The organism is Trinickia acidisoli (genome assembly GCF_017315725.1).
GTDB classification, from domain to species: domain Bacteria; phylum Pseudomonadota; class Gammaproteobacteria; order Burkholderiales; family Burkholderiaceae; genus Trinickia; species Trinickia acidisoli.
This window is the reverse complement of sequence record NZ_JAFLRG010000001.1, coordinates 1805423-1826187: the sequence shown is the minus strand read 5'-3', so window position 1 is coordinate 1826187 and position 20765 is coordinate 1805423. Positions and strand designations below refer to the sequence as shown.

Genomic DNA, 20765 nt, shown 5'->3' with positions numbered 1-20765 from the left:
GGTGGCGTTCACGCCCAGCCGCTACCCGGCAGGGGTAGGCGACGGCGCAGCAGTCTCTACCAAGGGACGCATATGATGCGATAATCGCGACATTCACGTACCTATCGTTTCCAGGCTCGCATCCATGGCTATTTCGATCAAAAACGAAGACGACATCGCGAAAATGCGCGTCGCGTGCCGTCTGGCGAGCGAAGTGCTCGATTACATCACCCCGTTCGTCAAGCCGGGCGTGACGACGGCCGAGCTCGACCGGCTCTGCCACAACTACATGCTCGACGTGCAGGGCACGATCCCCGCGCCGCTCAATTATCAGCCCCCCGGCTATCCGCCCTACCCGAAGGCGACTTGCATTTCGGTCAACGACGTCATCTGTCACGGAATCCCGGGCGACAAGGTCGTCAAAAGCGGCGACGCCCTGAATATCGACATCACCGTCATCAAGGAAGGCTATTTCGGCGATACGAGCCGCATGTTCATCGCCGGTGAAGGCTCGATCCTCGCCAAACGCCTCGCGCAAACCACCTACGAATGCATGTGGCTCGGCATCGAGCAGGTGCGCCCCGGTGCGCGGCTCGGCGACATCGGCCACGCGATCCAGCGTCACGCCGAGGCGAGCGGCTACAGCGTCGTGCGCGAGTACTGCGGCCACGGCATCGGCACGGTGTTTCACGAAGATCCGCAGATCTTGCACTACGGTCGTCCCGGCACGGGGCTCGAGTTGCAAAAGGGCATGATTTTCACGATCGAGCCGATGATCAACGCCGGACGCCGCGAAATCCGCACGATGCCCGATCAATGGACGGTCAAGACGAAGGACCGCAGCCTATCGGCGCAATGGGAACATACGGTGCTCGTGACCGACACGGGCTACGATGTGCTGACCGTCTCGGCGGGGACGCCGGCCAAGCCGTCGATCGCCGTCGCGGCTTGAGCGACGGCGCGGCGAGCCCGCATGCGGCTCGCCGCTCCCCGTCGGCCCTGCGCGCGGGGCGCCCTCGCATACGTGGTTGCCTCGCTTGTTATCTTGGTTTCGCGCCAGATGGCCCATCGGGCATGGGCGTCGCAGCGGCACCCGCGCCGGCGCGCCGCCATACAGGGCCGGCCCGAGCTGAATCCCGCGATGCCCGTTCGTCCCCGACGCCGTGTGCTCGCCCACCCGAGTCCTAACCCGCTTCTCGCCGTTCACGCCAGCCTATGAGCGCCCCCGCCGTCATCACCGATCCCGCGTCGGTCAAAGCCGACTACCGCGCCGCGAAAGCAGAGATCCTCGCGCGCTTCAAGACGGCAAGCCGAGTCGACGCGCTCATGCAAACGCTCTCACGCACGACCGACGACGCGCTGCGGCGCGCCTGGCAGGTCTGCGAGCTGCCCGCGTCAAGCGCGCTCGTGGCCGTCGGCGGCTACGGGCGGGGCGAGCTCGCGCCCTACTCCGACATCGACATCCTCGTGCTGCTGCCCGATCAGCCGCCGCCCGAATTCGAGGCGCGCATCGAGCGCTTCATCGGCATGGCTTGGGATCTCGGGCTCGAACTCGGCAGCAGCGTGCGGACGGTTGCGCAATGCGTCGAGGAAGCCGGCAACGACATCACCGTGCGCACGTCGCTGCTCGAGGCACGGCGCATCACGGGCAGCACCGCGCTATTTCAGCGCGTCGTCGTGCGCCTGAACGATGCGCTCGACGCCCGCGCCTTCTTTCAGGCCAAGGTGCTCGAAATGCGCCAGCGGCACGCGAAGTTCCAAGATACGCCCTACAGCCTGGAGCCGAACGTCAAGGAAAGCCCCGGCGGCCTGCGCGATCTGCAGTTGATCCTCTGGATCGCCCGTGCGGCGGGATTCGGGCGCAGTTGGCGAGAGCTCGACGAGCGCGGCCTCATCACGGCCCGCGAGGCGCGCGAGCTGCGTCGCAACGAAGCGTTCCTCAAGATGCTGCGCGCGCGGCTGCACGTGATCGCGGGGCGGCGCCAGGACGTGCTCGTCTTCGATCTGCAGACCGCGACGGCCGAAAGCTTCGGCTACCATGCCACCCAAGCGCGCCGCGCGAGCGAGCAGCTCATGCGCCGCTATTACTGGGCGGCCAAGGCGGTCACGCAACTCGCCACGATTCTCATTCAAAACATCGAGGCGCAGTTGTTCCCGCGCACGAGCGGGGTCACACGTGTGCTGTCCGAGCTTTTCGTCGAAAAGCAAGGCATGATCGAGATTGCAAGCGACGACGTGTTCGAGCGCACGCCAACGGCGATTCTCGAGGCGTTCCTGCTCTACGAAACGACGCCAGGCACGAAAGGGCTCTCGGCCCGCACGCTGCGGGCGCTCTACAACGCCCGCGAAATCATGGACTCGCGCTGGCGGCGCGACCCCGAAAACCGACGGCAATTCATCGAGATCCTGAAGCAGCCACTGGGCATCACGCACGCGCTGCGCCTCATGAATCAAACGAGCGTGCTCGGTCGCTATCTGCTGAACTTCCGGCGCATCGTCGGGCAGATGCAGCACGACCTTTATCACGTCTATACCGTCGATCAGCATATTTTGATGGTGCTGCGCAATCTGCGCCGCTTCGCGCTCGCCGAACATGCGCACGAGTACCCGTTCTGCAGTCAGTTGATGGCCAACTTCGAGCGGCAATGGGTGCTCTATGTCGCGGCGCTGTTCCACGACATCGCCAAAGGCCGCGGCGGCGATCACTCGACGCTCGGCATGGCCGATGCACGCCGCTTTTGTCGAGATCACGGTATCGACGCCGACGATGCCGCACTCGTGGTCTGGCTCGTGCGCCATCACCTGACGATGAGCCAGGTCGCGCAAAAGCAGGATACGAGCGACCCCCAAGTCATCCAGCAGTTCGCCGAACTCGTCGGTAACGAGCGTCAGCTCACGGCGCTCTATTTGCTGACCGTCGCCGACATTCGCGGCACGAGCCCGAAGGTCTGGAATACCTGGAAAGGCAAGCTGCTCGAGGATCTCTATCGGATGACGCTCGCCGTGCTCGGCGGCGCCCGGCCCGACGAGCACTCCGAACTCAAGACGCGCAAGGAAGAAGCGCTCGCACTGCTACGGCTCGAGACGGTGCCCGAAAATGCGCATCGCGCGCTCTGGGATGAGCTCGACGTCGGCTACTTCTTGCGTCACGACACCGCCGATATCGCCTGGCAAACGCGCGTGCTCTACCGGCACGTGCGGACCGAGGCGCCGATCGTACGGGCGCGGCCATCGCCGATCGGCGAGGCGCTGCAGGTGCTTGTCTATGTGCGAGACCGCTCCGATCTGTTCGCCGGCATCTGTGCCTATTTCGACCGCAACGGCCTGTCGGTGCTCGATGCCCGCGTCAACACGACGCGCCACGGCTACGCCCTCGATAACTTCATCGTTGCGCACACCGAGGACGACGTGCAGTATCGCGATATCGCGAATCTCGTCGAGCAGCAGCTCGCCGCCCGGCTCTCGTCCGACGCGCCGCTGCCCGAGCCGTCCAAAGGCCGCCTGTCGCGGCTGTCGCGGACGTTTCCCATTACCCCGCGCGTCGACTTGCGAGCCGACGAGCGGGGGCAGTACTACATCCTGTCCGTGTCGGCCAACGACCGGCCAGGGCTTCTTTATTCGATCGCGCGCGTGCTGGCGGAGCATCGGATCGGCGTCCATGCGGCGCGGATCAATACGCTCGGCGAGCGCGTGGAGGACGTGTTCCTGCTCGACGGGCGCGGCCTTTCCGACAGCCGCTTGCAGATTCAGCTCGAGACAGAGTTGCTCCGCGCGATCGCCGTGTGAGACTTTATGCGCGTCAAACTGACAGCTAAGCATCCGCGTCCGGCATCGCCCGGCCGCGCCCCCGTTCGCACCGGCAGCCCGTCGGCGCGTAAGACTCCGCGAGCAGCCGACGCGCCACGTTCGGCGCCGGCGGCGAAGACGGTCACCGTACGTGCCGCAGATAACCGCGGGCGGCCGCAGGACAAGCCGCGCGGCAGCGTGACTGGCGAGAAAACACCGCGTGCGGCTGGCGGCCGAGGCGAGACGGCTTCCGATCGCACCCGCGACGTCCGTAGCGAACGCCCCGCGCGTGCTGACCGCCCGGGCCGAAGCGCGGACGAGCGCTCGGCGCGGGGCGACCGCCCTGCCCGACGTACGGACGAACGCCCTGCACGCGCCGATCGTCCCGCCCGAAGCACGGACGAGCGCCCTGCGCGAGGGGCTACGCCATCTCCTGCGGGTGCCCGCAAGATCGCTCGACCCGTGAAGCACGGCACCTCGCCGTCGAACACCTCAGGCACCCGTCGCGAAGCACCGCTTGCCCGCTCCGGCACGGGCGCCAAAGCGGGCACTCGCGATCGTCGCACTTACTCCGAAGCGCATGAACACCCCGCAGCGAGCGGTAAACGAGTGAACACGGCAAAAGCGGCACCATCGCGCAAAGCCGCGCCGGTCAAAGCAGCCGCAGCCGCGCCCGCCCAAAGCGCCGACCATGAGCCGGGAACGATGCGCTTGTCCAAGCGCATGTCCGAACTCGGCCTGTGCTCGCGCCGGGAAGCCGACGAATGGATCGAGAACGGCTGGGTGCGCGTTGACGGAAAGCGTATCGATACGCTCGGCACACGCATACGCCCCGAGCAACACATCGAGGTCACCCGCGACGCACACGCCGCGCAGTCGCGCCAAGTGACGATCTTGCTGCATAAACCGATCGGCTATGTCTCGGGCCAGGCCGAGGACGGCTACGAACCCGCGATCACCTTGATCACCGCGGACAACCGCTGGGAAGGCGACCGCGCAACAACGCGCTTCTTGCCGAGCCATCTGCGCGCGCTGGCCCCCGCGGGCCGGCTCGATATCGACTCGACAGGCATGCTCGTGCTGACGCAAGACGGCCGCATCGCCAAACAGTTGATCGGCGAGCATTCGAACATCGAAAAGGAATATCTCGTGCGCGTCGAGTACGGCGACCTCGCCACAGACATCGACCGCCACTTCCCCGCCGAGAAACTCGCCTTGCTGCGCTTCGGGCTCTCGCTCGATGACGCGCCGCTCAAGCCCGCGAAGGTCAGTTGGCAAAACGGCGAGCAGTTGCGCTTCGTCCTGCGCGAAGGCAAGAAGCGACAAATCCGCCGCATGTGCGAGCTCGTGGGCTTGCACGTCGTCGGGCTCAAGCGCGTGCGCATGGGCCGCGTGGTGCTCGGCGCCCTACCGCAAGGTCAATGGCGTTATCTGTTGCCCGACGAAGCGTTCTGACCTGCCGCAGGCGGTCTTACTTGCCGCCGGGCAAGCCTTTCGTTGCTAAGCTGGAGACGACGACGCCCGCTTCTGGCGGGCGTCTCGACGTTGCCTAAACGAGAAGCTTAATCGTCGGCATTGGGATCGAGATCGGGGAACAGGACCTCGGTGAAGCCCAATTTCGAGAAGTCGGTAATGCGCATCGGATAGAGCTTGCCGATCAGATGATCGCACTCATGCTGAACGACGCGCGCATGAAACCCCTGGGCAACGCGGTCGATCGGCTGCCCGTATTGGTCGAAGCCGTGATACCGGATCATCGAGAAGCGGTTGACGACGCCGCGCATGCCCGGCACCGAGAGGCATCCCTCCCAACCTTCGTCCATGTCTTGCGAAACGGGCGTGACCGTCGGATTGATGAGCACCGTTTCCGGCACGGGCGGTGCCTCCGGATAGCGTTCGTTGTGGCCAAAGCCGAAGATGACGACTTGCAAATCGACGCCGATCTGCGGCGCCGCAAGCCCCGCGCCGTTTGCATGGTGCATCGTCTCGAACATGTCGGCGATGAGCGCGTGCAACTCGGGCGTGTCGAAATGCTCGACGCTCTGAGCGATGCGCAGCAAGCGCGGATCGCCCATCTTGAGAATGTCACGGATCATGGATTGTCGCCCTCCAAGAGCTTGCGCATACCGTCTTCGTCGAGAATGGGGATGCCGAGTTCCTCGGCCTTCGCCAGCTTACTGCCGGCGTCAGAACCCGCCACCACATAGTCGGTCTTCTTCGACACCGAGCCGGCCACCTTCGCGCCGGCCGCTTCCAGCATTTCCTTCGCCTGCTCGCGCGCGAGCGTCGGCAATGTTCCGGTGAGCACGATCGTCTTGCCCGCCAGCACGCCCTGCGGCGCGCGCGGCGCAGGCGGCCCTTCGGGCCAGGTGACCTTGCCCGGCGCGCGCAATTGCTCGATGACGTGCCGGTTGTGCTCCTCCGCAAAGAACTGATGAATCGACTCGGCCACGATCGGCCCGACGCCTTCCACTTCCATCAATGCCTCGGCCGACGCTTCCATCACCGGATCGAGCGAGCCGAAGTAGCGTGCAAGATCTTTCGCCGTCGATTCGCCGACATCGGGAATACCGAGCGCGAAAATGAAGCGCGCGAGCGTCGTAAGCTTGGCCTTTTCGAGCGAGTCAATCAGATTTTGCGCCGATTTGTCGGCAAAGCGATCGAGCGCGGCCAACGTCGAAAAACCGAGATTGAACAGGTCGGCCGGCGTACGCACGAGATTTTGCTCGACGAGTTGATCGATGATCTTTTCACCGAGTCCGTCGATATCGAGCGCGCGGCGTTGCGCGAAATGCTCGAGCGCGCGCTTGCGCTGCGCCGGACACACGAGCCCGCCCGTGCAACGCGCCACGGCCTCGCCCGGTAGCCGCTCGATGGCCGAACCGCAAACCGGACACGCGGTCGGCATGACGAACGGCTGAGCACCTGGCGGGCGGCGTTCGAGCACGGGACCGACGACTTCCGGAATGACGTCGCCCGCACGGCGCACGATGACCGTATCGCCCGCATGCAGATCCTTGCGACGGACTTCGTCTTCGTTATGCAGCGTGGCGTTCGTCACCGTGACGCCGCCGACGAAAACGGGCGCTAGCCGCGCCACGGGCGTGATCGCCCCCGTGCGGCCGACGTTCACGCCGATCTCGAGCAGCTCGGTCAGCGCTTCTTCGGGTGGGAACTTGTGGGCGAGCGCGAAGCGCGGCGCGCGCGAGACGAAGCCAAGCACGTCTTGCTCGGCTTTGCGATTGACCTTGTAGACGACGCCATCGATGTCGTACGGCAACTTCTCGCGCTTCTCTCCGATGCGCCGATAGAAATCCAGCAGCCCTTGCGCGCCATGAACGACGTCGCGCTCGCCGCAAACGGGCATGCCAAGTTCGCTGTACCACTCGAGCAGCGCATCGTGCGTGCCGGGCATCTCCATGCCTTCGAGCGCCCCGATGCCGTAAGCGAAAAACGACAGCGGCCGCTGCGCCGTAATGCTCGAATCGAGTTGGCGCAGGCTGCCCGCCGCCGCATTGCGCGGATTCGCGAACTCGCGGTGACCGGCTTCACGCTGGCGGTCGTTGAGGCGGTCGAAATCGCGTCGGAACATCAGCACCTCGCCGCGCACTTCGAGCACGCGCGGGATGCGCTCGCCCTTCAAGCGCAGCGGGATCGAACGCACGGTGCGCACGTTTTGCGTCACGTCTTCGCCGGTCGAGCCGTCGCCGCGCGTGGCCGCTTGCACGAACCGGCCGTCTTCATAGCGCAGCGCGATCGCGAGCCCGTCGAACTTGAGCTCGCACGAGTATTCGACGGGAACGCGGTCGAGCTGATCGCTTACGCGCTTGTCGAAGGCCACGACGTCCTCGTCGGCAAAACCGTTGTTCAGCGACAGCATCGGCAGCGCGTGGACAACGGATGCAAAGCCGCTCGCTACCTGACCACCGACGCGCTGCGTCGGCGACTCTGGCGTGATGAGGTCGGCATGCTCGGACTCGATCGACTGCAATTCCGAGAACAAACGGTCGTACTCGGCGTCCGGGATCTCGGGCCGATCGAGCACGTAATATTGGTAGTTCGCCCGCTCGAGTTCGGTGCGCAGCCAGGCGGCACGTTCGGCCGCTTGGTCGACGGGCGGTGGCGATTCGGCGTGCTTGTTGCTAGCCATGTCGTTGGTTTTGTGGTCGATGCGTGCGACGGCGAACGCGCGTTACTGGCTGAATAGACGCCGCGTCGCCGGCGAGCCGGCCGGAATGCCGGCTTCTTCGAGCCGCGCGTAGAGCGTCATGAGCTGCTTTTCGATCGCGAGTAGCGCCTGCTCGGGCAGCGGCCGCCGCTGATCGTCGACGACCCGCCCACCGATCCGCTCCGCCAACGATTTAGCGTAATCGCACATGAGCCTGAACGGCAGGATGTCTTCGTCAGCGACAGGTACGTCGAGAATCAGCGTGATCATCTGGCCGCCCTTGTAGGTCAGATCGTCACGCAGGAAATTCGTGTCGCCGAACTGCAGCATGAAAACAGGGCTCTGCTTGGCGTCGAGCTTGACGAAGCGCGTGCCGTCGCGCGACAGCAGCAGACCATCTTGCGAGGCCACGGCCTGCACGTAATTGGCCGACCACGGCGCACCGTCGGAGAGCACGTTGATCGAGAGCTGCGCGTCGCACTGCGCCGCGAACGCGTCGAGCTCGCGCCCCATCGACACCGTTTCGAGCATATCGGGAAACTCGGGGGCGCCGTCGATCGCGTCGGCGAATTGCTGCACGCCCGACACGAACTCCGAAAATTCGAGCTCATTGAGCGCGCCGCTGCGATTGGCGAGCTGGACAGCCGCGCGCAGCTCTTCGTAGCGCTGCGCGTTCTGCAGCAGCTCCCACGCGCCGCCGCCTTCCGGCTTGCCCTCGATATAGACGGGCTTGCTGCCCGCACGGCGCAGCCGCTGCGCGAGCGGCAACGCCTTCTCACCGGCGATCGGGCCGGACAAGCGAATCGGCACGACGCAATCGATGCGTCGATCGACGATATGGGGCGGCGCGGCCGAAATCGTCGTTGCGGCCGGCGTCACGCTTTCCGGCTCGCTCGACGCTTTCTGATGCGTCGGCTCCGCGGCTTGCGGCTCCGGCGTGAAGCCGTTCGGCGTCGTTGCTTCGGCCTGAATGTCGGCGGGGATGTCGAGCGGCGACGCCATGCCGAAACTCGGCTCGATGCGGGCGTCGTCCGGGTCGTGCGCACCGGCCGGCACCGCGCTCTCGCGCCGCGCACCCGTGCGCGCCGGCTCGATGAACGGCCGCTCTTCCTCGTGATCGTGGCGCGCGGGCCCCTGCTCGGCATCGGTCGGCATTGGCCGCGGCATTCTACGGCGCACCTTGGCGCCTTGCCACGCGTTGTACACGACCACTCCTCCCACCACCACGGCGCCTGCGCCGATCAATCCGAGTGTCAACTCGTCCATGCACGCTCCATGAAGCATTCCTGTGTCGCGGTTCCGCGCCGGGCGCGCCCGCGCGAATCCGCTCGTTTTAGACCGTATTCTGGGCGAAACCGGCTGCCGTTTCCATGTCCACGGCCACGATGCGCGAGACGCCTTGCTCTTGCATCGTCACGCCGATCAGTTGCTGCGCCATTTCCATCGCGATCTTGTTGTGCGAGATGAACAGGAACTGCGTTTTGTCCGACATCGCGCGCACGAGGTTCGCGAAGCGTTCGGTATTGGCGTCGTCGAGCGGCGCATCGACTTCGTCGAGCAAACAGAACGGCGCGGGATTGAGCTGGAACATCGCGAACACGAGCGCGGTGGCCGTCAGCGCCTTCTCGCCGCCCGAGAGTAGGTGAATCGTCGAATTCTTCTTGCCCGGCGGCTGCGCCATCACCTGCACGCCGGCGTCGAGAATTTCGTCGCCCGTCATGATCAGCTTGGCCTGCCCGCCGCCGAACAGACGCGGGAACAGTTCGCCGAAATGCCGGTTGACCTCGTCGAACGTGCCTTGCAGCAGCGTGCGCGTTTCCTGGTCGATCTTGCGAATCGCGTCCTCCAGCGTCTCGATCGCGCGCGTCAAATCCTCCGACTGGGCGTCGAGGAACGCCTTGCGCTCCTTGGCCGCCGCGAGTTCGTCGAGCGCGGCCATGTTGACGGGCCCAAGCGCCGTGATTGCATTGTTGATGCGGGTAACTTCGCCCTGCAGGTACGACGGCTTCATATCGGGCGTCAGCTTCTCCTGCAACTGCGCCTCGTCGACACCCGCGGCCTGAAGCTGCTCGATGAATTGCTCGCCGGCGATGCGCGCGGCCTGCTCTTTCAACTGCAGTTCGGTGATCCGATCGCGCAGCGGCTGCAGCGAGCGTTCCGCCGTCAGGCGCATTTCGTCGGCTTGACGCAGCTTCGCCGTCAAATCGTCGAGTTCGTGGCGCGCCGCCGACAGCGCCGCCTCCTTCTGCGCCCGCACTTCGAGCGCCTCTTGCAGCCCCGTATGCGTCGTCTGCTCGTTGATCGTTTCGAGTTCGGCGCGCGCATCTTCAAGCGAGCCCGCGACGCGCTCGCTCTGTTCGTGCGCGATCTGGATGCTGCGCTTGAGCTCGTCGATGCGCGTCGCCATGTTGCGGGCGGCAAAGCGCGCATCGCCGGCCGCGCGCTCGAGATCGCGCGCTTGCGTGCGCCCCGCCGACAGCGTCTCGTCCAGCGCTTCGAATGCGAGCTGGTTCTCTTCGAAGCGCGCCTGCAATTGCGCGAGCTCGCCGTCGTGGCGCTCGAAGTTCGCCTCGGACTCGGCGCGCTGCGCGCGCTGCTCCTCGATCTGAGCGATGATTTCTTCGAGTTCTTCGCGAATCTGCGTGCTGCGCTGCGTGTAGCGCTCATGCGCCTGCGTGAGCTTGAGCACGTCGAGTTGCAGCGCATGCACGCGCTGCGTCGCGCGCTCGACTTGCGCACGCGCATCGGCTAGCGCTTGCGACGCCTGCGTGTGCGCCGCCTCGGTGCGGATCGCGGCCGTCTTCGCTTCGTCGGCGAGCAGCGTCTGCGCGCGCAGTTGGCGCGTGAGATTCTCGATTTCCTGCTGACGCGCGAGCATGCCGGCCTGTTCCGAGTCGGCGGCATACAACTGCACGCCGACGCGCGTCACGACATGCCCCGCCTTGACGACGAGCATTGCTCCGTCGGGCAACTGCGCGCGCGTCGCGAGCGCTTGCGTCAGATCGTCGGCCACATAGGCGTGGCCCAACCATTCGTTCAATACGGCGCGCAAGCCGGCGTCGTCGATGCGCACGAGCGAGAGCAGCGGCGAGAGGCCCGTCGACGTTTCGCGCGGCACACCGGCCGACGGCGGTGAGTAGAAGGCGAGTTTGGCCGGCGGCGCATCGGTCGCGAAAGCGCGCACCCAATCGAGATTCGAAATCTCGAGCGCGGCGAGCCGCTCGCGCAGGATCGATTCGAGCGCCGTTTCCCAGCCCGCTTCGACATGCAGCTTCTTCCACAGGCGCGGCAATGTCGCGAGTTCGTGCTTGTCCAGCCAAGGCTGAATCTTGCCCTCGGTTTGCACGCTTTCCTGGAGTTGCTTGAGCGCGACCAGCCGCGCTTCGAGCTGATGAATCTGCGCGCCCTCGCGCTGCACGCGCTCTTGCGCCTCGCGCCGTTCTGCCTCGGCCCGCGGCAGCGCCTCCTGCGCCTGCCCGAGGCGCGCCTGCGCATCGCTTAGGATTTCTTCCTGCTCGGCGAGCTGCATGCGCTGCTCCTCGAGCTGGGCCTCGTCCGGGACGTCGAGCCCGCCGGCCTCCAATTTGAGCCGTTCGTGCCGCTGCTGCAACTGCTGGAGCTGTTGATCGGCATTGCGTTGATGCGCGGCTTCGAGCTTCAGCGCCTGCTCCGTCTGCGCGATGCCCCCGCGCTCGTCGTTCAATTGCGCTTGCGCGTCGCGCCAGCGCGCTTCGAGCGCCGGCAGTTCGTCGTGCTTCGCGGCGGCTTCGTCTTCGGCAAGCGCGGCCTTCTCCTCGGCGACGGCAAGCTGCTCCTCGGCTTCCTCGAGATCGCCGCGCGCCTTCTCGGCTTGCGCTTGCCACTGCTCGCGCTGCGCCGTCAGCGCGGCGATCTGCGCTTGCACGCGGTTGCGCGATTCGATCACGAACTTGATCTCGGCCTCGAGCCGGCTCACTTCGGCGTTGGCCTCGTAGAGCGAGCCCTGTGCGCCTTGCATCGCGTCGCTGGCCGCGTAGTGCGCCACACGCAGCGTTTCGAGATCGGCTTCGACTTCGCGCAGCTTCGCCGTCTGAGCTTCGAGATCGATCTGCGCTTCGGAGATCGCGCGCTGCTGCCGGCCCTGCTCGGCAGCCGCTTCGTTCTTGCGCAGCAGCCACAGCAAACGCTGCTTCTCTTCGCCGTCGGACTGCAACGCCTTGAATTTGGTCGCGACGATGGCCTGCGCCTCGAGTTTTTCGAGGTTCGTGCCGAGTTCGCGCACAATGTCTTCGACGCGCGTCAAATTCTCACGCGTATCGTGCAGGCGATTCTCAGTTTCGCGACGGCGCTCCTTGTACTTCGAGACGCCCGCGGCCTCTTCGAGAAACACGCGCAGCTCTTCCGGCTTCGCTTCGATGATGCGCGCGATCATGCCTTGCCCGATGATCGCGTAGGCGCGCGGCCCGAGCCCCGTGCCGAGGAAGATGTCTTGAATATCGCGCCGGCGCGCGGGCAGATTGTTGATGTAGTAGCTCGACGTGCCGTCGCGCGTGAGCACGCGCTTCACCGCGATCTCGCCGTACTGCCCCCACTGGCCGGCAGCGCGCCCGTCGGCGTTGTCGAACACGAGCTCGACGCTCGCGCGGCTGCCCGGCTTGCGCGCGGTCGAGCCGTTGAAGATGACGTCCTGCATCGATTCGCCGCGCAGCTCTGACGCGCGCGATTCGCCTAGCACCCAGCGCACGGCGTCGATGATGTTGGACTTGCCGCATCCGTTCGGGCCGACCACACCGACGAGCTGACCCGGTACCTGGAAATGCGTGGGATCGACGAATGACTTGAAGCCAGCGAGTTTGATCGAGGTCAGACGCACGGCGATAGGGCTGTTTTGATGGAGGATCGAACAAAAACGCGGCTGGCCTTGCCCGCGCACGACACCGCAACCGACGAGCGCAAGCGCGAGCCGTGGCGGCGCATGCGCGGCCAACCGTCGCCGCGATGCGTTTGGGATCGCGAAAGGCATGTGCCGTCGACAACGAGCGCATGCCCCGCGAGCAAGTGGCAATCATACCATCGCGCGCCCGCCGCGCCGCCGCCGGCGCGGCCTCGCCGCGTGTCGAACCGCACATCGAACGCCCCGCCGGCCGGCGAGCGTCGGGCTATAATGACGCCCTTTTCCCGCACGAGGGCTGCGCACAGCGAAACCCTGGCAACGTGCCTGCCGAATTCGACCGAACCCGCCGACGTGAACCCGCTACTCGACCGCCTCCAGCCCTATCCGTTCGAAAAGCTGCGCGTATTGCTGAAAGACGCGACGCCGCCTGCCGATTTGCCGCATATCAGCTTCGGCCTGGGCGAACCGAAACACGCAACGCCGGCGCTGATCCGCGAGGCCGTCGTCGCGGCGCTCGACACGCTGGCCAACTATCCGGCCACGATCGGCACGAGCGCGCTGCGCGAAGCGATCGCGCGCTGGGCGATGCAGCGCTACGGCCTGCCCGCACTCGATCCGGCCACCGAGATCCTGCCCGTCTCGGGCTCGCGCGAAGCGTTGTTCTCGCTCGCGCAAAGCGTCGTCGACGGCACGCGTCCCGGCGCGGTCGTGCTGTGCCCGAACCCGTTCTATCAGATCTATGAGGGCGCGGCCCTGCTCGCAGGCGCCGAGCCCTATTTCGTCAACAGCGATCCGGCGCGCAACTTCGCATGCGACTACGCCGCGGTGCCCGACGACGTCTGGGCGCGCACGCAGTTGCTCTACGTGTGCTCGCCGGGCAATCCGACGGGCGCCGTCCTGACGCTCGACGACTGGCGCGAGTTGTTCGCGCTGTCGGACAAGCACGGATTCGTCATCGCATCGGACGAATGCTATTCGGAAATCTACTTCGACGAAGCGACGCCACCGCTCGGCGGGCTCGAAGCCGCGCACCGGCTCGGCCGCGGGTTCGAGCGGCTCGTCATGCTCTCGAGCTTGTCCAAGCGCTCGAACGTGCCCGGCATGCGCTCGGGCTTCGTCGCTGGCGATGCGGCGCTCTTGAAGCGCTTCCTGCTTTACCGCACCTATCACGGTGCGGCCTTGTCGCCCGTTTTTCAGGCCGCGAGCGTTGCCGCCTGGAACGACGAGGCGCACGTGCGCGAGAATCGCGCCAAGTACGTGGCCAAGTTTTCGACGGTCACGCCGATGCTCGCCGACGTTCTCGACACCCGCCTGCCCGACGCCGCGTTCTACCTATGGGCGAACGTCGCGCGCACGGGCTTGACCGACACCGAGTTCGCCCGGCGCCTGTACGCCGACTATAATGTCACGGTTCTGCCCGGTTCATATCTGGCACGCACCGCGCGCAGCGCGAACCCAGGTCGCGATTTCGTCCGCCTGGCGCTCGTCGCCGACGTGGACGAATGCGTCGATGGAGCCAAACGCATCGTCGATTTTTGCCGCGGCCTCGCGCGCTGACCCGCGCATCGACGCGCCGCAGGCGGTAGCCCGCGGCGCCATCGTCGGCCCGGGCCATGCCTAGCATCACTCATCGGCCGCACCCGTCATCCTCCGATTTTACTTAGCGAAACTACCGACTATGTCGCAACACATTCAGAGCATCATCGACAACGCCTGGGAAAACCGCGCCGAGCTCTCGCCGAAGGCGGCGCCCGCCGAAGTGCGCGAAGCCGTCGCACATGCGATCGAGCAGCTCGACCAGGGCCTCTTGCGCGTCGCCGAAAAGAAAGACGGCCAGTGGGTCGTCAATCAATGGCTGAAGAAGGCCGTGCTGCTTTCGTTCCGCCTCGAAGACAACGCGCCGATGCCGGCCGGCGGCTACTCGCAGTTCTACGACAAGGTGCCGTCGAAGTTTGCGAACTACACGGCCGAAGACTTCGCGGCCGGCGGTTTCCGCGTCGTGCCGCCCGCCATCGCGCGCCGCGGCTCGTTCATCGCCAAGAACGTCGTGTTGATGCCGTCGTACACGAACATCGGCGCCTATGTCGACGAAGGCACGATGGTCGATACCTGGGCCACGGTCGGCTCCTGCGCGCAGATCGGCAAGAACGTGCACCTATCGGGCGGCGTCGGCATCGGCGGCGTGCTCGAGCCGCTGCAAGCGAACCCCGTCATCATCGAGGACAACTGCTTCATCGGCGCGCGCTCGGAAGTCGTCGAGGGCGTGATCGTCGGCGAGAACTCGGTCATCTCGATGGGCGTCTATCTCGGTCAAAGCACGAAGATCTACGATCGCGAGACCGGCGAGGTCAGCTACGGCTACGTGCCGCCGGGCTCGGTCGTCGTGGCGGGCAATCTGCCTTCGAAGGACGGCTCGCACAGCCTCTACTGCGCCGTCATCGTCAAGAAGGTCGATGCGAAAACGCGCGCGAAGGTCGGCCTGAACGAGTTGCTGCGAGGCGACTGATGGGCTCGGCGCGCACCGTCGTCTACGGCATTCCGAACTGCGACACCGTCAAGAAGGCCCGCACGTGGCTCGAATCGCACGGCGTCGCGTTCGAGTTTCACGACTTCAAGAAGGCCGGGCTCACAGCCGCGCTCGTGGACGCATGGCTTGCCGACGTGCCGCTCGAGACGCTGCTGAACCGCCGCGGCACGACTTGGCGCGGCTTGCCCGACGAGGCGAAAGCCGCCGCGCAGACGTCGCAAGGCGCGATCGCGCTGATGATCGAAAAACCCTCGGTCGTGAAGCGACCCGTCGTCGTGGTAGACGGGCGCGTGAAATCGGTCGGTTTTTCGGCCGACGAATACGCGACGCTATTCGCTTAGCGCCGTGCGGTGCGGTGCGGCGTGATAGTGGTGTGGTCGGTGCGCGGTCAACGTTAGCCGTTCGCTAGACTGGAACTCGCACGCCGCGTCGCGAGACAATACGAGCATCGTCTGCCGGCCCCCGACCGCCGGCATTTTTTTATCAAGCACGAAACGGCCTTTGAACCCATGTCCGGCACCCTTGCCCTTACCGAAGAACTGATCGCCCGCGCCTCGGTCACCCCCGACGACCAGCACTGCCAAAAGCTGCTGATCGAACGGCTGCAAGCGGCCGGCTTCGTTTGCGAGACGATCGAATCGCACGGCGTCACGAATTTGTGGGCCGTCAAGCGCGGCACGGACGGCGCGCGCGGCAAGCTGCTCGCGTTCGCGGGCCATACGGACGTCGTGCCGACCGGCCCGCTCGAGCAATGGACGTCGCCGCCGTTCGTGCCGACCCATCGCGACGGCAAGCTCTACGGCCGCGGCGCCGCCGACATGAAAACGTCGATCGCCGGCTTCATCGTCGCGAGCGAGGAATTCACGGCCGCGCACCCGAACCATCGCGGCTCGCTTGCGCTGCTCATCACGAGCGACGAGGAAGGCCCCGCGACCGACGGCACCGTCAAGGTCGTCGAGGCGCTGCAGGCGCGGGGCGAAACGCTCGACTACTGCATCGTCGGCGAGCCCACGTCGACGGACACGCTCGGCGACGTCGTCAAGAACGGCCGGCGCGGTTCGATGTCGGGCAAGCTCATCGTCAAGGGCGTACAAGGCCATATCGCCTACCCGCACCTCGCGCGCAACCCGATTCACCTGATGGCGCCCGCGCTGGCCGAGCTCGTCGCCGAGCACTGGGACGAAGGCAACGAATATTTTCCGCCTACCACTTGGCAGGTGTCGAATCTGCACAGCGGCACGGGCGCGAGCAACGTGATTCCGGGCCGCGCGGAACTCCTGTTCAACTTCCGGTTCTCCACGGCGAGCACCGTCGAAAGCTTGCAGCAGCGCGTGCACGCGATTCTCAATAGGCACGGGCTCGACTACGATCTCGATTGGACCGTCAGCGGGCTCCCGTTCCTCACGCCGCGCGGCGAGCTCTCGAACGCGCTCGAGCGCGCGATCAAGGACGAAACGGGTGTCACGACGGCACTATCGACCACGGGCGGCACCTCCGACGGCCGCTTCATCGCGCGCATCTGCAAGCAAGTCGTCGAGTTCGGGCCGCCGAACGGCAGCATCCACAAGATCGACGAACACATCGAGCTCGCGTTCGTCGATCCGCTGAAGAACATCTACCGGCGCGTGCTCGAAGCGCTAGTCGCATGATATGCCCCGCACAGTACGAGGAGATGCCGCGATGACCACGCCGTTTTGCACCGTTCGCGACTTACTGCGCTATGCGGTGTCGCGCTTCAATCAAGCGCAACTCGCCTTCGGACACGGGAGCGCGAACGCCTATGACGAAGCCGCCTATCTGATTCTGCATACGCTGCACTTGCCGCTCGACACGCTCGATCCGTTCCTCGATGCGCGTTTGCTCGATCAGGAAGTCGACACCGTGCTCAAAGTCATCGAGCGCCGCGCGACCGACCACGTGCCGGCCGCCTACATCACGCAGGAAGCTTGGATGCATGGCCTGCGCTTTTACGTCGACGAGCGCGTCATCGTGCCGCGTTCGTTCATCGGCGAGTTGCTCGCGGACGGCTTGCAGCCCTACGTCGCCGATCCCGACGAAGTCGGCGCCGTGCTCGAGCTCTGCGCGGGCTCGGGGTGCCTGGCCATTATCGCCGCGCATGCGTTTCCGAACGCCGACGTCGACGCCGTCGATATTTCGACCGATGCGCTCGAAGTCGCTCGCATCAACGTGGCCGACTACGCGCTCGAGGACCGCATCGCGCTGTTCGAGGGCGACCTGTTCGCCCCCCTGCCCGAGCGCCGTTACGAAGTCATCATCGCGAATCCGCCCTATGTCAACAGCGACTCCATGCAAGCGTTGCCGGCCGAATACCGGCACGAGCCGCAACTGGCGCTGGCCGGTGGCGAGGATGGCATGGACATCGTGCGCCGCATCGTCAAGGACGCACGCAATTGGCTGACCGACGACGGCGTGCTCGTCGTCGAAATCGGCAACGAGCGCGCGAACGTCGAGGCGGCGTTCGGCGGACTCGACCTCGTTTGGATGTCGACGAGCGGCGGGGACGACACCGTGTTCCTGATCCAGGCCAGCGATCTACCGGCTGTTTGATCCCGCATCGACTTCGCGAGCCCGTCCTGACCCGATGCCTGCGCCCGAACCAACGCCCACGAGCGGGCACGACGATCACGACGACCGAGACGATGACGCCGGCTCGCTCGAAAGCGCCGCGTCCCAAGCCCGACGGCTGTGTCTGATCGCCGGCGCGGCCGCTTTGGCTTATGGCTTGTCGCTGCGGGACGCGCCCTACCCCGATCAAGCCGCCGCGAAGGTGCTCATGTGCGCGCTGCTGTTCTTGGCCGCCGCGCGCCATGAACCACTGAGCGAGCGGCTGCGGCTCATGGCCGCGCTGGCGGCGTCGGCCGTGGGCGATGCGTTGCTCGCGCTGCCGCAGCTCGCGTTCTCGTTCGTCGGCGGGCTCGGTGCGTTTTTGATCGCGCACTTGGCCTACTGCACGCTGCTCGCCGCGCGCTCCGCTGGCGCGGGGCTTTGGCGCGGCTCCCGGAGCTGGCGCCGCGCCGCCGTACCCCTGCTGTGGGCGGCTGCGGTCGCGATGTACTTCGTGCTCTTTCCACATTTGGGGACACTGGCCGTCCCCGTTGCCGTCTACGTGCTCGCGCTATGCGCCATGGCCAGCTTCGCCCTCGTCGCGCAGCCACACGGCCTCGCGCTACCGCTGGGCGGTCTCGCGTTCGTCGCCTCCGATGCGATGATCGGCATCGACCGGTTCCTCGGCACTTTTACGGGCAGCGACTACGCGATTTGGTTCACCTATGCCGTCGCGCAGGTCTCGATCGCGGCCGGCATCCTACTTGATGGCGGCCGTCGATGACGAAAGCGTCTGTTCGTGCGGATGACCCGCCCGCATTCCCGGATAACCCTGCCCCAAATCCGGCGCTTCGGTAAGATGCTCGTGGATCGCGTGCTCGATGAGCGCGCCGCACATCGGAAAGACGTCTGACACGGCCCATGCATTTCGACTGGCTCTCACTCGGTGGCCTGATCTTCGCCGCACACGTGCTCGGCGTGATCGCGGCTACCCACGCCATCCTCAACACCCGCACGTCGCAAGGCGCGATCGCATGGGCCGTCTCGCTCGTGGCCGTGCCTTATGTCACGCTGATTCCCTATCTCTTTTTGGGACGCAGCAAGTTCTCGGGCTACGTCGACAAGCGTCGCATCGAAAGCGAGTTGCTGCGCACGCGCGCCCATCCGAACGCGTGGGACACGCGCGCTTCGTCGATGGGGCGCCCCGCCGAAGCGCTCGGCCACGCCGTCGTGCGGGCTCTCACGCATCTATCGGGCATGCCGTTTCTAGCCGGCAACAGCGTGCGCACGCTCGTGAACGGCGATGCGACGTTCGCCGCGATTCTCGATGCGATCGAGCACGCACGCCATTACGTGCTGATCCAATTTTTCATCGTGCGCGACGACGCGCTCGGCGAAATGCTCAAGCAGTTGCTGCTCGTCAAGGCTGCCCAGGGCGTGCGCGTGTGTTTTCTGTACGACAGCATCGGCAGCTTCGATTTACCGCAGCGTTACGTGTCGGCATTGGTCGAAGGCGGCGTCGAGATGCACCCGTTCGCGACGAACAAGCGCTTCGTCAACCGCTTTCAGCTCAATTTCCGCAATCACCGCAAGATCGTCGTCGTCGACGGGGAGCGTGCCTTCGTGGGCGGCCACAACGTTGGCGTCGAGTATCTCGGCGCCAACCCGCGCCTTTCGCCGTGGCGCGACACCCATATCGAACTGCGCGGGCCCGTGGTCGCCAGCGTGCAGTTCGTGTTCATCGAGGATTGGCATTGGGCGACGCAGCGCCTGCCGCAACTCGAGCCGTCGCAAGCGGAACAGCCCGAGAACGCCGGCGATGCCGACATGCATTGCCTCGTCATCGCGCCGGGGCCGGCCGACAAACAGGAAACCGGCTCGCTCTTTTTCGTCGAGGCGATCAACGCGGCACAGACACGGATCTGGATCACGACGCCGTACCTCGTGCCCGACGAAGCCGTGTTCTCGGCCTTGCGGCTCGCCGTCATGCGCGGGGTCGACGTGCGCATCCTCATTCCGAGCCGACGCGATCACTACGTCGTGTTCGAAGCGTCGAGGCTATATGCCTACGACCTCATTTGCGCCGGCGTGCGCATCTTCCGCTACCGGCCCGGGTTCTTGCATCAGAAGGTCGTGCTGATCGACGACGTCGCCGCGGCGATCGGCAGCGCCAATCTCGACAACCGTTCGTTCCGGCTCAACTTCGAGATCATGGTGCTGACGATCGATCATGCGTTTGCCGAGGAGGTCGAAGCCATGCTCATTCGGGATTTCGGCGAAGCTTGGGAAGTCGATCGCAGCGAATACCGCCGCGCGTCGGCGCTGCGGCGCGTCGTCATGCACGTGGCGCGATTGTTTTCGCCGATCTTGTAAGCCCGTCAAAGGAGCGCCTCGATATCTCCAACGATCGCCTCCGGCTTCGTTTTCGGCGCATACCGCTTCACGACGCTGCCCTGGCGATCAACGAGGAACTTCGTAAAGTTCCACTTGATGACCTTCGTGCCGAGCAGCCCGCGCGCTTCGCCTGTCAGATAGCGAAACAACGGGTGCGCATCGGGGCCCTTCACGTCGATCTTCTCGAACATCGGGAACGTCACGCCGAAGCGTTGCGCGCAAAAGCTGCCGATCTGCGTCGCATCGCCGGGCTCCTGCTTGCCGAACTGGTTGCACGGGAAACCGAGCACCTCGAATCCGCGTTCGGCGTATCGCTCGTGAAGTTGCTGCAACCCCGTATACTGCGGCGTGAACCCGCATTCGCTCGCCGTATTGACGATGAGCAAAACCTTATCGCGATAACGATCCAGGCCGACGGTCTCGCCGCCGAGCGTGCTCGCGGAAAACGTATAGAGCGTACTCACCGAGTCGCC

15 protein-coding genes are annotated in these 20765 nt (G+C 65.5%); 10 read left to right on the top strand and 5 right to left on the bottom strand.

Features of this window, described 5'->3' with window-relative positions; all coding sequences use genetic code 11:
• The first annotated feature begins 124 nt into the window (after positions 1-124).
• From map to J3485_RS29405, 3 genes are all read left to right on the top strand, one after another.
• Positions 125-931: a type I methionyl aminopeptidase gene (map, locus tag J3485_RS08365; protein ID WP_206952031.1), complete on the top strand. Its 807-nt coding sequence runs from the start codon at positions 125-127 to the stop codon at positions 929-931.
• Between the two features lie 263 nt (positions 932-1194).
• Complete coding sequence (locus J3485_RS08360; protein ID WP_206952030.1) at positions 1195-3765, top strand: [protein-PII] uridylyltransferase; 2571 nt, start codon at positions 1195-1197, stop codon at positions 3763-3765.
• 609 nt (positions 3766-4374) lie between these two features.
• Positions 4375-5220, top strand: coding sequence for a pseudouridine synthase (locus J3485_RS29405; RefSeq protein ID WP_309476992.1), 846 nt, complete (start codon positions 4375-4377; stop codon positions 5218-5220).
• Positions 5221-5327: 107 nt separating this feature from the next.
• Here J3485_RS29405 and def read toward each other — a convergent pair whose 3' ends face one another.
• From def to smc, 4 genes are all read right to left on the bottom strand, one after another.
• A complete protein-coding gene (def, locus tag J3485_RS08350) occupies positions 5328-5861 on the bottom strand; it encodes a peptide deformylase (RefSeq protein WP_206952028.1) in 534 nt (177 codons plus the stop codon).
• The gene (gene ligA, locus J3485_RS08345) at positions 5858-7915 is read right to left on the bottom strand and encodes an NAD-dependent DNA ligase LigA (RefSeq protein ID WP_206952027.1); all 2058 of its coding nucleotides are present in this window, start codon (positions 7913-7915) and stop codon (positions 5858-5860) included. The genes def and ligA overlap by 4 nt, the downstream gene beginning before the upstream one ends.
• Before the next feature lie 42 nt (positions 7916-7957).
• The gene (locus tag J3485_RS08340; protein ID WP_206952026.1) at positions 7958-9199 is read right to left on the bottom strand and encodes a cell division protein ZipA C-terminal FtsZ-binding domain-containing protein; all 1242 of its coding nucleotides are present in this window, start codon (positions 9197-9199) and stop codon (positions 7958-7960) included.
• A gap of 67 nt (positions 9200-9266) precedes the next feature.
• Positions 9267-12785, bottom strand: coding sequence for a chromosome segregation protein SMC (smc, locus tag J3485_RS08335; RefSeq protein WP_206955711.1), 3519 nt, complete (start codon positions 12783-12785; stop codon positions 9267-9269).
• Between the two features lie 372 nt (positions 12786-13157).
• Between smc and dapC the strand changes: the two genes are divergently transcribed.
• The 7 genes from dapC to cls all read left to right on the top strand — a co-directional run bounded on the left by dapC (position 13158) and on the right by cls (position 20271).
• Positions 13158-14363, top strand: coding sequence for a succinyldiaminopimelate transaminase (gene dapC, locus J3485_RS08330; protein WP_309476991.1), 1206 nt, complete (start codon positions 13158-13160; stop codon positions 14361-14363).
• A gap of 121 nt (positions 14364-14484) precedes the next feature.
• A complete protein-coding gene (gene dapD, locus J3485_RS08325; RefSeq protein WP_206952024.1) occupies positions 14485-15312 on the top strand; it encodes a 2,3,4,5-tetrahydropyridine-2,6-dicarboxylate N-succinyltransferase in 828 nt (275 codons plus the stop codon).
• Complete coding sequence (locus tag J3485_RS08320) at positions 15312-15674, top strand: ArsC family reductase (protein WP_206952023.1); 363 nt, start codon at positions 15312-15314, stop codon at positions 15672-15674. Before dapD ends, J3485_RS08320 begins: the two co-directional genes overlap by 1 nt.
• 168 nt (positions 15675-15842) lie before the next feature.
• The gene (dapE, locus tag J3485_RS08315) at positions 15843-16982 is read left to right on the top strand and encodes a succinyl-diaminopimelate desuccinylase (protein ID WP_206952022.1); all 1140 of its coding nucleotides are present in this window, start codon (positions 15843-15845) and stop codon (positions 16980-16982) included.
• A gap of 31 nt (positions 16983-17013) precedes the next feature.
• On the top strand, positions 17014-17901 hold the full coding sequence (gene prmB, locus J3485_RS08310) for a 50S ribosomal protein L3 N(5)-glutamine methyltransferase (RefSeq protein ID WP_206952021.1): 888 nt from the start codon (positions 17014-17016) through the stop codon (positions 17899-17901).
• 34 nt (positions 17902-17935) lie between these two features.
• Positions 17936-18682, top strand: a complete 747-nt coding sequence (locus tag J3485_RS08305) for a lysoplasmalogenase (RefSeq protein WP_206952020.1) — start codon at positions 17936-17938, stop codon at positions 18680-18682.
• Between the two features lie 137 nt (positions 18683-18819).
• Entirely contained in the window at positions 18820-20271 is a 1452-nt protein-coding gene (gene cls / locus J3485_RS08300) for a cardiolipin synthase (protein WP_206952019.1), read from the top strand.
• A 5-nt stretch (positions 20272-20276) separates the two neighbouring features.
• Here cls and J3485_RS08295 read toward each other — a convergent pair whose 3' ends face one another.
• Positions 20277-20756, bottom strand: a complete 480-nt coding sequence (locus J3485_RS08295; RefSeq protein WP_309476990.1) for a glutathione peroxidase — start codon at positions 20754-20756, stop codon at positions 20277-20279.
• Positions 20757-20765: the final 9 nt, after the last annotated feature.